A 13,973-nucleotide genomic window follows, 5' to 3' on the forward strand; every position below is an offset into this window, starting at 1 on the left:
ACTGCACAGCTCTTAGGGCGTGTTCAGTTCATCAAAATATAGTTTCATCAGTTAGGATAAATGTCTTTGAAAAAACAGGAATAGGCACCAGTGTGGCAGGCAGCACCTTTCTGTTTAACGGCAATCAGCAATGTGTCCTGATCGCAGTCTGTTTTGATGGATTTAACGTACTGATAATGTCCGCTGGTTTCTCCTTTATGCCAAATTTCCTGACGTGATCGGCTCCAATAATGCATCTCTTTAGTTTCAAGAGTCAGCTGATAACTTTCTTCGTTCATATAAGCCAGCATAAGGACTTGATTCGTTTGATAATCTGTTACAATCACCGGAATAAGCCCATCCTGCTTGGCAAAATCAAGCTTAAAATCTGTCATAGCCGTACCTCAATTCCCTTGGCAGCCATAGCTTTTTTTGTTTCTGCGATCGTGACCTCTCCATAATGAAAGATAGAGGCCGCTAAGGCGCCTGTCGCTGTCGTTTCTTGAAAGACTTCCAGTATATGGGCAATATTACCGGCACCACCTGAGGCTATAATTGGTACGTCAACAACCTCTCCAACAGCCTTAAGCATATCAAGGTCAAAGCCAGATTTGGTCCCATCTTTATCCATACTGGTCAAAAGGATCTCTCCGGCACCCAGCCCCACAGCTTCTTTAACCCACTTAAGCAAGTCTTTCCCTGTATCCTTACGTCCTCCTGCGACATAAACATGCCATGTCCCGTCAGGCTGTTTTTTCGCATCGACGGCTAAAACAACGCATTGACTGCCAAATTTTTCAGAGCATTCTTTAATTAAAGACGGGTCAGCTAAGGCAGCAGAATTAACAGCGACTTTATCAGCACCGGCTTTAAGCATCTGATTCATATCAGTCGCTGAGGCAATGCCGCCGCCAACCGTAAAAGGAATAAAAACCTGTTCTGCTACCCGTCTGACCATATCAAGAGTGGTTTTTCGCCCCTCATGGGTAGCTGTAATATCCAAAAAGACTAGCTCATCACAGCCTGCCTCATAGTAAGCACGCGCTGCATCAACAGGATCACCAACATCAGTCAGATTGACAAAATTAATTCCCTTAACCACACGCCCGTTTTTAACATCTAAACAAGGAATAATCCGTTTCTTTAGCATTAGCTAGCCTCCAAATGTTTTTAATTCTTCTAAACTGATATTACCGCTATAGTAGGCTTTGCCAACGATAGCACCGGCTGCTCCTATTTCTTGCAGTTGAATTAAATCGTCCAGTCCGGCAATTCCCCCTGAAGCTATTACTTGAGCTTTTGTAAGTTCTGAGATCAGTCTTTTGTAGTGATCAAAATTAGGACCGGTCAATGTGCCGTCACGCTCAACATCTGTGTAGACAAAAAGCCGGACACCCACCTTTTCCATTTCCTTAGCCAAACTAAGGTAGTCAACTGTACTGGTTTTCAGCCAGCCTTCTGTTGCTACCAGCCCTTGCTTAGCATCAATTCCTACAACAATCTTGTCGGTACCGAATTTATCGAGGGCAGTTTTTACAAACTCAGGGTTTTTAACAGCCATTGATCCAATAATGACACGATCAATGCCGACATTAAGATAATCTCTAATTTGCTGGATTGTTCGAATGCCACCGCCGACTTCGATGCCAAGACCTGTGGCAGCCTTTAAGGCGGCAATCAAATCACGGTTAGTTGCCTGACCGGACAAGGCTCCGTCCAAATCAACAACATGGATAAAAGACATACCAGCATCAGCAAAAATACGTGCCTGCCCAAGCACATCCGGATTAACAACTGTTTTTTTCTTAAAATCACCTTTAAAAAGCCGGACTGCCTGTCCTTCTTTTATATCAATCGCCGGAAGAATATACATGCTTAAAATACCAAGTGCTCACCTATCTGATGAAGACAGAAAATCAGCTTAAAAAAGTCTGCAGCACTGTTCAGACACAGCCGACATTGCTGAGGGCAGCCATGAACCTTTCCATCATCAGATTTTGAGCACAGATCCGCATCAAAAGACTAATCAGCGAACCTTTCCCTTTCTTTAAAATCATTATTTATTTTACAGCTGAAACAAAAAGTTTTCTTATCCCCCATACAGCAAAAAGAGGGGAGCCGGACTGACATTTAGACTGCATCTTCTATTTTTATCTAGCTTTGGCTCAGCTTTTATCTTTTACACAGACTGACAAACTTTTCAAGCAGCTTCAGTCCGACTGCACCGGATTTTTCTGGATGAAATTGCGCTCCGTAGACATTATTCTTATGAATCATCGCCGGAATTTCGACCGAATAAGCTGCTGTCATATCAATATAAGCTGCTGGTACATCTGTAAAGTAGCTGTGAACAAAGTAAACGGATTGATTAGGCAGACCAGCAGTCAGAGGTGTTGCCTGTTTAAGAATAAGGTCATTCCAGCCCATATGCGGAACAGGCAAACCTTTCTCAGGCGGAATTTTACGGCAGACTCCGGGAATAAAACCTAGTCCCTTTGTCTCACTGTGCTCTAAACTTTTCTCAGCCAAAAGCTGCATTCCTAAACAAATCCCTAAAAGAGGGGTCCCCTCAGATACCGCCTTTTTAATAGCAAGAATCAGGTCGCGCCGTTCAAGCTCTGCCATTGCAGCCGGAAAAGCACCGACTCCCGGCAAAATCAGCCCATCAGCAGCTAGAATTTTGTCCTTATCACCTGATAATTCAGCTTTAACCTGGAGCTTCTCCAAAGCTCGCAAAACATTTGCAGTGTTCCCCGCACCATAATCAATTACAATAATCATTTCATTTACCAAACATTTATAAGACTCGAACAAGCTAAAAAATCCGCTTGATTAACCCAGCAGCATCATTTCATTCGACAGTACCAGATGCCCTTCCTTTTTACTAAAGCATTCCCTTCGTTGAGTTAATACCGTGAATGTCTGCATTATAGCTGACCGCCTCACGCAAAGCACGGCCTGTCGCTTTAAACAGACTTTCAGCTTTATGATGATTGTTTTTTCCATGTAAAATCTGCAAATGCAGATTCATCTGACTGTTAAAGGCCAAGGCTTGAAAAAATTCTTCAACCAATTCAGTGTCAAAATTCCCCAGTTTAGGATTAGTAAAGTCAGCCTCAAAAACAAGATAGCTTCGGCCCGATAAATCAAGGCTGGCCATCCCCAAGGTTTCATCCATTGGAACAAAGCTCGTCCCGTAGCGGTTGATTCCCGCCTTATCACCAAGAACCTCGCGAAGGGCCTGGCCAAGCACAATGCCCACATCTTCAACAGTATGGTGGCTGTCCACCCAAAGATCGCCTTCTGCCTTTACAGTCAAAGAAAGTCGGCCATGGCGGGCAAAAAGGGTCAGCATATGGTCAAAAAAACCTACACCCGTATCAATATCAACAGGAGTTTGTTCATCAAGGTTCAGCCGCAGCTTAATTTTCGTTTCAGCAGTTTGGCGCTCAATCTCAGTCTGTCTCATAGATTTACCTCGTCTAAAATATCAATCACTTTATATAAATCGGCGTCGTCAATGCGGTAAGCAGCCTGCTCGCGTACAATCGGTTTAGCACAAAAAGCAATACCGATGCCGGCAGTTTTCAGCATCAGCAAATCATTAGCCCCATCACCAACGGCAACTGTTTGGCTGAGCGTTAACTTATTTTCAGCAGCCCAGCAGCGGAGCTTAGCAGCCTTAATATCCTTAGTTACAATTTCTCCCAGCAGTCGGCCTGTCAAAAAACCATCCTTTATTTCTAAACGGTTAGCCGTGACATAATCGACTCCTGCACGCTGAGCTAATAAATCAACCGTTTCATGGAAACCGCCGGACACCAGGCCGACTTTATAAGCTCGCTTATGCAGTTCTGCTATCAGTGCTTCTGCGCCGGGGGTGAAATGCAGTCTGGGCAGTATCTCAGTTAACAGACTTTCCGGCTGCCCTTTGAGCAGGGCCACACGTTCAGCCAACGCCTGCTTAAAATCAAGTTCTCCCTGCATAGCCCGTTCAGTAATAGCGGCTATCTTTTCCCCTAGTCCGGCCGCTTGCCCCAGTAAATCAATACCCTCTTCCTGAATAAGGGTTGAATCAACGTCCATAACCAGCAGCCCTTTAACCTTTGTCATTTCGCACCTCAATTGCTTTTGCATGCGCCTGCAGTCCTTCTGCATAGGCCAGTTTGGTGATATCCTTTTCGGCTGCCCTAAGCGCCTCTTTTGAATACTGGGTATACTGAATACGTTTAACGAAATCGTGTACCCCTAGCGCTGAGGAAAAGCGGCTGGTAGCAGTTGTCGGCAGGACATGGTTGGTACCGGCATAATAATCCCCAATCGGCTCGCTGGTATAATGTCCCAGAAAAACAGAACCGGCATTGTTGATTTGTTCCAAATAAGTATAAGCGTCGTCCATGGCAATTTCCAAATGCTCGGGAGCCACTTGATTCATTAAGTCAAACATACCGGCAGTATCTTGGGCAATGATAATCCGTCCGTTATTTTCCACCGCCTGACGGGCAATGTCCTGACGCGGTAATTTTTGCAGCTGACGCTCAATCTCCTCTTCAACCGCATCAGCCAAGCTCTCAGAAACTGTTACCAAAATAACGCGCGCACGCACATCGTGTTCTGCCTGAGACAGCAAATCAGCAGCCAAATAGTTTGGGTTGGCTGAACGATCAGCAATAATCCCTATTTCTGATGGGCCGGCAATCATATCAATACCAACAAGACCATATACCTGTTTCTTAGCAGTGGCAACATAGATATTGCCCGGCCCTGTGATTTTATCCACACGAGGAATCGTTTCGGTCCCATAGGCCAAGGCAGCTATCCCTTGTGCCCCTCCAACCTGATAAATCTTATCAACTCCTGATAATCTGGCAGCAACCAAAATAGCTGGTGCAAAGTGCTTTTGAGGCGGTGTAATCATGATAATCTCTTTTACACCAGCAATCTTAGCAGGAAGGACATTCATCAGAACTGATGAAGGATAGGCAGCCGTACCTCCTGGAACATAAACACCAACACGCTCAATCGGCCGGACAAGCTGACCGCGGAGCACCCCTTGTTCTGGCTGGTCTTCAAAGCCGGTTTCCAGCTGCAGCCGATGATAGGTGATAATATTTTCCTTGGCATGCTCCAGAGCTGTCAGCACATCTTGATCGATTTCAGCAAAAGCTGCATCAATCAGCTCTTCTTCTACTTCAAGCCTCTGTACGGCTATTTTATCAAATGCGGCAGAGTAATCGCGCAGGGCTTGATCGCCTCCCTCTTTCACTGCAGCAAGAATTTGCCGGACAGCAGCCTCAGTATCTTCATTTTGTTTAGCCAGCTCCAGCTGCTCCTGATAAAGCAGCTCAGCAATCTCTGCATTCGTTCCAGTCAATCTTTTCATTGAAAAGGGACCTCCTCCTTACCTACAATCGTTTCTATTTTTTTTATAAAAGGCAGCAGCTGTGCCTTATTTTTTAAAGCAGCTTCATTGACAATCATCCGAGCAGAAATCCGGCAAATATCTTCGTAAACCTGAAGTCCGTTTGCTACTAATGTATTACCGGTCTCCACAATATCTACAATAGCATCTGCCAGACCTATAAGCGGAGCAATTTCAACACTGCCCTGTATAGAGATGATTTCAACATCTTCTCCTTTTTTGTTGAAGTGTCTTCTGGCTACAGCAGGATATTTGGTGGCAATTCGTTTGCGTTTGTGGTCGTGGGGCTGATAGTCCTGTGTTGAAGCAACTGAAAATTTACACAGCCCAAAATTAAGATCAAGCATTTCCAGATAACCAGACGGGTGCTCAAATAAAACATCTTTCCCGACAACACCGACATCAGCGACACCATGACGGACATAAGTTGTCACATCCGGTGCCTTAACAAGCAGAAAACGAAACTGCCTATCCAGACTTTCAAAAATTAAATTCCTGCCCTTATCAGCCATAAAAGACATATCAAACCCAGCCTTTTCCAGCAGTTTTATGGTATCTTTCTCAATACGCCCCTTGGTTAAAGCTATCGTAATCTGCTCTTCCATCAGTCGCCCCTTTCATTTTTGCTGCTGTCATGCACTGCTTGATAGATGGAATCAATATCGACACTCCAGCCGACTGCAGTCAGCTCTTTAGCACCGAACCGCTCAAAAAGTTTATCATAACGTCCACCTGAGACAAAAGCATCTGGAACATTATCTCCGAAAACTTTAAACATAACACCTGTATAATAAGGCATTGCCGGAATCTGCGCCAAATCAATATGAATTGCTGGGAAAAACACAGCCAGCCGGTTCATCAGCTTTTCTAAATCTTCTAAAGCTCCTAAAATATTCGGATGAACAACCAGCTGACGGGCTTGATTGAGCACAGCCCTACCTTCGCCAAATAAAAAAGGGAGCTGCGTCAGCAAAGCGCTGAAGTCACTGGGATACCTTTGAGTAAAGGCATTCAGAGCCGTAATATTTTTATTTCTTATGGCATCCTGCAGACCTTGCTTGATTTCTTCCTCAAGATTCAAATCAGCAAACACAGTCTGCAGAACCGCTGCATGGGAAAATTCAAACTGGTAGGAAGAAACTTGAGCAGTATCCAGCGCTTCCTTGGCAGAAAGAACAGCCTCAGCTAGGGCTTCTTGTGCAGGATAGCCGACGATTTCGATTCCTGCCTGCGTATGCTCGTTTGTAAGTCCTCTCAGCTCTTCATTGTAATTAAAAACTTTACCTGAATAAGAAAACTTAATCGGCGTTTCGACCTGTGTGGAGGCAATAACCCGCCCGATTTGGCTGGTAATATCCGGACGGAGAGCCAGCAGTTCACCTGTTTTATCAAAAAAATAGTAGTGATTAGCCTGAAGGTCATCTGAAAAAACTTCAAAATGTTCCAGGGTCGGTGTCTCAATACGGTTAAACCCTTTTCCCATCAGCAAGCTGCTGATATCATGTTCAATTTTGTACATAAGCTTGGCCCGTTTGAACAGCTTATCGTGCATACCAATTGGTAAACTTGTTTTTTTCATCTAAAGAAACTCCTCAATTGCCTGAACCACTTTTTCCATTTCTGCTGGCGTTCCGATTGAAATCCGCAGGAAATTTTTAAGTCGTTCCACATTTGGAAAATAGCGGACATAGATATTCCGGGACTGTAAGTAAGTCAATAAATCACCAGCTGTCACACCGGAAGGTTCTGTCAATATAAAATTTGTCTTTGACTCCAAAACTCTAAAGCCAAAACGCTTTAACTCAGCAGCAAACCATTCTCTCGTTGCAACAATTTTTTGATTGGTTTGTTTGTAATAATCCCACGATTTCACTGCGGCAGTTGCTAAACATTCAGCAATACTATCAACATTATAAGGATTAAGAGCATTTTTAACCGCCTTGATTACTCCTATCAGTTCGGGATTTCCGACTCCGTATCCGACACGCAGACCCGCCAATGAAGCATCCTTTGAAAAAGTACGTATAATAAAAACATTGTCATATTTATTCAGCAAAGGTAAGGCTGATTCACCGCCAAAATTAATATAAGCTTCATCAATTACAACGACTGTATCCTGATTGGCCCTAACAATTTTTTCGATTTCCTGTAGAGATTTACTCAGTCCTGTCGGCGCATTAGGATTAGCAAGGACTATACCGCCATTATCGCCCATATAGTCCTGCTCTCTAAGGCTGAAATCATCTGCCAAAGGGATTTCTTGATAATTAATATGATATAAATCCGCCCACACCTTATAAAAGCCGTAAGTCAAATCGGGAAAAAGAACAGGCTGCTTCGTATTAAAGAAGGCTAAAAAAGCCATTGACAAAACATCGTCTGAACCATTGCCGACAATAATTTGGTCAGCTGCAACAGCTAAATGATCTGCCAAAACCTGACGCAAACCATCCTGATCTAAACTGGAATAGCGGCGCAAACTGCCGCTGGCAAAAGTCTGAAGTGCTCTTTGCACTTCCGGACTGGGCGCATAAGCATTTTCATTGGTATTCAGTTTAATCATATCAGTTCCCGCCGGCTGACTGCCCGGTGTATAAGGAGTAATATGCCGCAACCCCTTAATCATATCATCCCTCCTCACAACAAGATACAAAGCCCGTTAAAAGAGCAAAGCAAAAATAGGAAAATTGACGAAGAGTCATTAAGACTCTAGGAAATTTTATCTTTTTTGCACAGCTCTTAGGGCGTGTTCAATTCCAACAAGATACAAAGGGCGTTTAAAGCTCACAGCAAAAATAGGAGACTGACCGCCGAGTCGCCAGAGACTCTAGGGAGGGCTATCTTTTTTGCACAGAGCTTAGCCCATGTTCAATTCCAACAAGATACAAAGCCCGTTAAAAGAACAAAGCAAAAATGACGGTAAGCCAGAAATCTTCGATTTCGTCTGCGCACCTCTGCCAAGACGACTAGAAGGGTGCGGCAGGCTATAAAGACTGCAAAGCCTTCAGACGGCTACGGCTGACGGTAAGCCAGAAATCTTCGATTTCGTCTGCGCACCTCTGCCAAGATGACTAGGAAGCGAGACAAAAACTCAGTTTAAAAGGCTCCTTTACTGTCTCATTTCCAAGTTCCGGGCTGTCATATCGTGCTCCACAGCTCTTAGGCCCTATTAATCTGTATAAATAGCATTGCCTTATATCTGATAACAAAAAAGCCCTCGCAAAGCATTTGCAAGGACGTAACATACGTGGTTCCACCTTAATTCAGCAGCCAGTCGCCTGAACTGCTCTCATGAAGTACATGACTTCTGATTCGTAACGTGAACCTGCCGTCGTACACTACTTATCAGCAAAAACAGCTTTCGCATACGCACTCAAGAATGTGAGATCTGAGGTTTGTGTGCCCCTCTCAGCATTACAGAACACTCTCTGGTTTTGATATTTCAGATCATTTTCTCTCATCGCTTTAGTTTTACAATTATTATTCTACAAGAAAATTCTGAAAATAGCAAGCTAAAAATAAAAGCCTTTCTCAGCATAAGACAGACTGAGCCGAAAACGGCTTCCTATCCCAGTAACTAGTAAAAAAGCGGGAGAGACAGATATGACTGTCTCTCCCGCTTTTTTATGATATCTAACGGATTGATTAAATACTTTCGATACTGAAATTAAAAACGAATCGTTTCCCGAGTTTTCTCATAAGAAGAGACAAAACGCTCAGTCACTCCTGGTTCAACTAACTCAAGAGCATAGGATATTTCGTCAAAAGAAGCCGCGTAATCATAATCGGCCTCAAACAACTGCAAAGCAGTATCAAAGCTGGTTTGGACACCTGGCTCAAAGCTACGGTAGCGGTTAGCATACTGTAGGAGCTGCTCTGTCAAGGTCGCATCCTCCACAACCTGGTAAGTGGTTTCTTCCAAATTGGATAAGGCCCCAGCCGATACTTCCGTCAGACGGGAAACAGCATCAATATTAATACGGCCTCTGCTCAGCTCATCCATCAAAGCTTCTAGCTGCGAACTAGTTGTAAAAAACTGAGACAAAAAATCCTGCGGAATGCCCGGGAGATTTCTTTTTTCCATAAAGCGCTTGATCATATGCAGTTTATTGATATGTTTGTCGAGCTGCTTACGGGCTGTCTCCTCAATCATTTCAATATCTTTAATTTCACCATAAACTTCCATCTGACTGTTTTCGACCTCAGCCAAGGTTGCTAATGTCTTTTCATACTTTTGCTGCAGTTCAGAGAAAGGCGCTTCATTATCAGCAAACTGTTGGATAAGCGGCAGGACAGACTCCTCAACTTCTGCTATCTGCCCTCTCAAACCATCAACATTCAGATCTTTGCTTTCACTTAAAATATATTTGTGCGAGAGGCGAACAATTTCATTTTCCAGTTGTCTGTTATTGGTTTTGGCATGCTTGATATAACGAGGAATGACCTTATTATTTTTCACAACAAGCTTATGGGCTGCAATTTCACGCTCAAAAATATCATAAAGATCATCAATTTTAGTCTGGATATGCTCATTTTCCTCACGAGCACGATCCATATCCAAGGAAATCAGCTGGTTAGAGTTATCATGGATAGCTTCCCGAATTTCCTGAAAACGCAGCTCAATATCTTTTTCAGGAAAGTAATAACGTTCTTCCAACAGCCGCCGATAACCTGATTCCAAATCGTCCAGCTGATCCGGAAAATCATCTTCGAGCTTGGCAACCACAGCTGGTATCTGCTCTGAGATTTGTCCCAGCGCAATTGTATGCTCCTCGGCCTTATCCAAGACTTCTGAAGCTTCAACAGGGTCGCCGGTCGAATTCAGATCAACAAACTGAGAAAATTCACTTTCGATATTTTTAAGCTGCTTATCAATTTCAGGCATTGTTGTCCCGAAATTATCTTCATTTTCCTTAATCGAACTCTGCAAACTTTCATATAAGTCCAAAGCATGGGTCACACGGGCACTGTTCTTTTCTTCCTGCTCCTTCAGCACACCGAGCGCCTCACGGATTGAAGCGATATCTTCTTCGGCCAGACTCAGCTGACTGTCAATTTTTTCAATAGCCTGCTTCCCTCGGATAAATTTAAAACGATCGTTTAAATTTTCTGCTTCAAAAATATGATTTTCAATATCTGAAAAAGTGTTTAACGAAAGATCAACCCACTTCTGATTCCACTCACGAAAAGCGGTTTGGCTTTGACCAACCAGATGCATGGATTTAACGGCCTCGATTTCTTCATTAACAGGCAGCTCAAACAGAGCTTGCCTTCTTTCTTCCAGTTTCTCAATCAGCGAATCATTTCGCCTACGTATAATAACGCCAATCAGATAAGCAACAATCACTAAGAGAACTGCCGCAATAATCAGCAATAAAATTCCGCTAGACATCTTAATCTCCTTAAATTGTCTTTTTATTTCGTGAAAAAATATACTGTAACGCTAGGATTATACCATACTTTTATTCGCTTTTCAAAAAATCTCTGATTAAATATCAAGCGTACTGTAGACCGCATTTTCTTCAATAAACTCACGACGAGGATCCACACGGTCCCCCATCAGCATATCAAAAATTCTATCTGCTTCTGCTGCATCATCAACAGAAACACGCGCCATCAAACGGTTATTCGGGTCCATCGTCGTTTCCCAGAGCTGATGATCATCCATTTCTCCCAAACCTTTATATCGCTGAACAGTCGGTTTTGAGCGGCCCGAGCTGTGACGTTCCAAAGCTTGCTGCAGCTCCTCTTCCTGATCGCTTCCGGGCTGGATATATTCTTTAATCTCACTGCCGACCTTGACACCGTAAATTGGCGGCTGAGCAATGTAGACATAGCCAGCTTCTAAAACCGGCCGCATGAAACGGTAAATAAGTGTCAGCAGCAAAGTGCGAATATGTGCACCGTCCACATCAGCATCTGTCATAATTACCAGCTTTTGATAACGGGCTTTTGTCACATCAAAATCAGCTCCAAAACCTGTCCCCATGGCAGTAAACAGGCTGCGAATTTCTTCATTAGCCAGAATTTTATCCATGCTGGCCTTCTCCACATTTAAAATCTTACCGCGGATAGGCAGAATAGCCTGAAACTCACGGTTTCGTCCAGATTTGGCTGAACCGCCGGCTGAATCTCCCTCAACAATAAACAATTCATTTTGACTGGCATCATTGGATGAACAATCGGCCAGCTTCCCGGGAAGATTGGAAATTTCCAAGCCCGATTTTCTGCGCGTCACCTCACGGGCACGCTTAGCAGCAATCCGTGCCTTAGAGGCCAGAATCCCTTTTTCAACAATCTTTTTGGCTGTCTGCGGGTTTTCCAGTAAGAAACGACTGAAGGCTTCACTAAAAAGTCTGTTGGTTATCTTGACCACTTCGGAATTGCCGAGTTTGGTCTTGGTCTGACCTTCAAACTGTGGATTGGGATGCTTAACAGATATGACAGCCGTCAAGCCTTCACGAACATCTTCGCCGGTCAGGTTGTCTTCATTTTCCTTGAGCAATTTATTCTTCTTAGCATAGTCATTAATGACACGGGTCAGTGCCGTTCGAAATCCCTGTTCATGCGTTCCACCTTCATGAGTATGAATATTGTTGGCGAAACTCATGATGGTCTCCTGATACGAAGCGGTATACTGCATTGACACCTCGACAGTAATCCCGTCTAGTTCACCTTCTGTATAGATGGGTGTCTCAAAGACCGTCTCTTTGTTCTCATTAATGAATTCAACATAGCTTGAAATGCCGCCTTCATAATAGAACTCCTGCTCTTGCTCCAGACCGTCTCTCTTATCAGTAATTGAAATCTTCAAACCGCGATTGAGAAAGGCCAGCTCCTGTATCCGTTTGGCCAATTTTTCAAAGTCAAATTCCGTCGTTTCTGTAAAAATCTCAGAATCCGGCGTAAAATGCACTGTCGTTCCCTGCCGGTCAGTCTGTCCGATAACAGCCAAATCTGCCGCAACACGGCCGCGGTGGTATTCCTGAAAATAAATTTGTCCATTTTTATGAACACGTACATCGAGCTGCTCTGACAGCGCGTTAACAACAGAAGAGCCAACACCGTGAAGGCCGCCGGACACCTTATAACCGCCACCGCCGAATTTACCGCCGGCATGCAGAACCGTAAAAACAGTCTCAACCGCCGGACGTCCTGTCTTTTCCTGAATATCAACAGGAATCCCGCGGCCATCATCAACGACAGTAATGGAATTATCCGGTTCAATGAAAACTTCAATATGGGTAGCAAAACCTGCCAATGCTTCATCGATTGAATTGTCAACAATTTCCCAAACCAGATGATGCAGACCTTCCTTTGAAGTTGAACCGATATACATGCCAGGGCGCATCCGGACTGCCTCTAAACCTTCTAAGACCTGAATCTGGCTGGCATCATATTCCTGACTCAAATCTTCAAAATGCGTTTTTTCTTCTGTCATTTATGTCACTATCTCCAATAATGATTTTTTACCGTCAAAAAGCAAAGTAGCAAAACCCGCTTTTTGACCGGCTTCTATGTCAATATCACGATCTCCAATAACCAGTCCCTTATGGATCTGATACTTATTTTTTAAATAAAGCAGGCTTTGCGGATTCGGTTTTCGAGCAAAGCCATTAGCAGAAGTGATGACTTCTGTAAAATAAGGAGCAAGCCCCGTCTTATCCAAAATTTCCAAGACCTGCTGATCCCGATGCGAAATCAAAAAGTTGCGGCCGCCAGATGCCACAACTTTCTGCAGCACTTCTTTTGCACCAGTAAAACAAACAGGGTTTTCCAGCCGCTTTGCTTCATTTACACGGTAAAATGTCAGAAAATCTTCTGCTTCGGGGACAAAATAAGCAAGAGCTGCCTGAGTGGATTCTTTTAACTTTGCATAAATCTCATCATGATCCGCCTTTTTACCAAACATTATCAAAGTCTCGGCAAAAGCCTGGGCGGACAGTTCATAATTATCCAGCAGCGTACCGCCTAAATCCCAAATATAATCATGATAATCCATACTCCCTATTATAACATATTTTTACACCTTTTACATCTTAATCCTAAAATAAAACAGCTTGCATCCATTTAATTTTCAAAAAAAAAAAAAATAGATGGCAATTTCATTACATATATATTATAATGATAATGGAAGGGTTTACCCTTCATTCATTTTGTGTGCCTGAAAAACAATTGCCAAGCACACTCTAATACCTAAAAGTCTAGTGGTAAAAAGTCAAGATAAAGTTGTCAAAACTTTAGTTAACTTTCAGTAAACTAGGGTGCACTAAAAACACCTAGCGAAAAATGACATTTTTCACTAGCTTGACCAAGGACATGTGCAGATACTAGCTATCTTGCATAGGCCTCCTTGGTGGCGTATAGAGTTGGCGGTTGCGTAGTAGCGCATCCACCAGACGCACAAATTTTCTAGCGGTTAAGACGATGGCTCGTTTGTGTTGGTGTTTAGGAACTTCTTGATACTTCTTCTTGTAAAAGGCTTTGTATTCGTCATCATAGCGCCTCACCGAGTTGGCGGCTTCAACTAAGTAATAACGGAGATAGCGATTGCCTCGTTTGACAAGGTCAG

The 13,973-nt window shown here is 43.5% G+C and carries 13 protein-coding genes and 1 pseudogene; all 14 read right to left on the reverse strand.

The window, feature by feature from the left end; translation table 11 throughout:
* Window positions 1-47 precede the first annotated feature (47 nt).
* On the reverse strand, window positions 48-374 hold the full coding sequence (gene hisI, locus AB3329_RS09895) for a phosphoribosyl-AMP cyclohydrolase (RefSeq protein ID WP_368395895.1): 327 nt from the start codon (window positions 372-374) through the stop codon (window positions 48-50).
* Window positions 371-1,129 (reverse strand): imidazole glycerol phosphate synthase subunit HisF, encoded by a 759-nt coding sequence (gene hisF, locus AB3329_RS09900; protein WP_368395896.1) that lies wholly within the window; start codon window positions 1,127-1,129, stop codon window positions 371-373. Before hisF ends, hisI begins: the two co-directional genes overlap by 4 nt.
* A gap of 3 nt (window positions 1,130-1,132) precedes the next feature.
* Complete coding sequence (gene hisA / locus AB3329_RS09905; RefSeq protein ID WP_368395897.1) at window positions 1,133-1,852, reverse strand: 1-(5-phosphoribosyl)-5-[(5-phosphoribosylamino)methylideneamino]imidazole-4-carboxamide isomerase; 720 nt, start codon at window positions 1,850-1,852, stop codon at window positions 1,133-1,135.
* Window positions 1,853-2,151: 299 nt separating this feature from the next.
* Window positions 2,152-2,760: an imidazole glycerol phosphate synthase subunit HisH gene (gene hisH, locus AB3329_RS09910; protein WP_368395899.1), complete on the reverse strand. Its 609-nt coding sequence runs from the start codon at window positions 2,758-2,760 to the stop codon at window positions 2,152-2,154.
* Between the two features lie 103 nt (window positions 2,761-2,863).
* Window positions 2,864-3,448, reverse strand: a complete 585-nt coding sequence (gene hisB, locus AB3329_RS09915) for an imidazoleglycerol-phosphate dehydratase HisB (RefSeq protein ID WP_368395900.1) — start codon at window positions 3,446-3,448, stop codon at window positions 2,864-2,866.
* Window positions 3,445-4,092 (reverse strand): phosphoserine phosphatase SerB, encoded by a 648-nt coding sequence (gene serB, locus AB3329_RS09920; protein ID WP_368395902.1) that lies wholly within the window; start codon window positions 4,090-4,092, stop codon window positions 3,445-3,447. Before serB ends, hisB begins: the two co-directional genes overlap by 4 nt.
* A complete protein-coding gene (gene hisD, locus AB3329_RS09925; RefSeq protein WP_368395904.1) occupies window positions 4,079-5,362 on the reverse strand; it encodes a histidinol dehydrogenase in 1,284 nt (427 codons plus the stop codon). The genes serB and hisD overlap by 14 nt, the downstream gene beginning before the upstream one ends.
* Window positions 5,359-6,006 (reverse strand): ATP phosphoribosyltransferase, encoded by a 648-nt coding sequence (gene hisG / locus AB3329_RS09930; protein ID WP_368395906.1) that lies wholly within the window; start codon window positions 6,004-6,006, stop codon window positions 5,359-5,361. Before hisG ends, hisD begins: the two co-directional genes overlap by 4 nt.
* A complete protein-coding gene (locus AB3329_RS09935; protein ID WP_368395907.1) occupies window positions 6,006-6,980 on the reverse strand; it encodes an ATP phosphoribosyltransferase regulatory subunit in 975 nt (324 codons plus the stop codon). Before AB3329_RS09935 ends, hisG begins: the two co-directional genes overlap by 1 nt.
* Window positions 6,981-8,027, reverse strand: coding sequence for a histidinol-phosphate transaminase (hisC, locus tag AB3329_RS09940; protein ID WP_368395908.1), 1,047 nt, complete (start codon window positions 8,025-8,027; stop codon window positions 6,981-6,983).
* A 1,041-nt stretch (window positions 8,028-9,068) separates the two neighbouring features.
* A complete protein-coding gene (gene ezrA, locus AB3329_RS09945; RefSeq protein ID WP_368395910.1) occupies window positions 9,069-10,793 on the reverse strand; it encodes a septation ring formation regulator EzrA in 1,725 nt (574 codons plus the stop codon).
* 96 nt (window positions 10,794-10,889) lie between these two features.
* Window positions 10,890-12,842, reverse strand: a complete 1,953-nt coding sequence (gene gyrB, locus AB3329_RS09950; RefSeq protein WP_368395911.1) for a DNA topoisomerase (ATP-hydrolyzing) subunit B — start codon at window positions 12,840-12,842, stop codon at window positions 10,890-10,892.
* A complete protein-coding gene (locus AB3329_RS09955) occupies window positions 12,843-13,403 on the reverse strand; it encodes an HAD-IA family hydrolase (protein ID WP_368395912.1) in 561 nt (186 codons plus the stop codon).
* A 328-nt stretch (window positions 13,404-13,731) separates the two neighbouring features.
* Window positions 13,732-13,973: pseudogene (locus AB3329_RS09960) on the reverse strand (IS110 family transposase); the annotation flags it as partial.

Origin of the sequence: Streptococcus huangxiaojuni, from assembly GCF_040930515.1 — a bacterium.
Lineage (GTDB): Bacteria > Bacillota > Bacilli > Lactobacillales > Streptococcaceae > Streptococcus > Streptococcus huangxiaojuni.

Coding starts and splice junctions, on each gene's coding strand:
- hisI (WP_368395895.1), bottom strand. CDS start 374: ATGACAGATTTTAAGCTTGATTTTGCCAAGCAGGATGGGCTTATTCCG.
- hisF (WP_368395896.1), bottom strand. CDS start 1,129: ATGCTAAAGAAACGGATTATTCCTTGTTTAGATGTTAAAAACGGGCGT.
- hisA (WP_368395897.1), bottom strand. CDS start 1,852: ATGTATATTCTTCCGGCGATTGATATAAAAGAAGGACAGGCAGTCCGG.
- hisH (WP_368395899.1), bottom strand. CDS start 2,760: ATGATTATTGTAATTGATTATGGTGCGGGGAACACTGCAAATGTTTTG.
- hisB (WP_368395900.1), bottom strand. CDS start 3,448: ATGAGACAGACTGAGATTGAGCGCCAAACTGCTGAAACGAAAATTAAG.
- serB (WP_368395902.1), bottom strand. CDS start 4,092: ATGACAAAGGTTAAAGGGCTGCTGGTTATGGACGTTGATTCAACCCTT.
- hisD (WP_368395904.1), bottom strand. CDS start 5,362: ATGAAAAGATTGACTGGAACGAATGCAGAGATTGCTGAGCTGCTTTAT.
- hisG (WP_368395906.1), bottom strand. CDS start 6,006: ATGGAAGAGCAGATTACGATAGCTTTAACCAAGGGGCGTATTGAGAAA.
- AB3329_RS09935 (WP_368395907.1), bottom strand. CDS start 6,980: ATGAAAAAAACAAGTTTACCAATTGGTATGCACGATAAGCTGTTCAAA.
- hisC (WP_368395908.1), bottom strand. CDS start 8,027: ATGATTAAGGGGTTGCGGCATATTACTCCTTATACACCGGGCAGTCAG.
- ezrA (WP_368395910.1), bottom strand. CDS start 10,793: ATGTCTAGCGGAATTTTATTGCTGATTATTGCGGCAGTTCTCTTAGTG.
- gyrB (WP_368395911.1), bottom strand. CDS start 12,842: ATGACAGAAGAAAAAACGCATTTTGAAGATTTGAGTCAGGAATATGAT.
- AB3329_RS09955 (WP_368395912.1), bottom strand. CDS start 13,403: ATGGATTATCATGATTATATTTGGGATTTAGGCGGTACGCTGCTGGAT.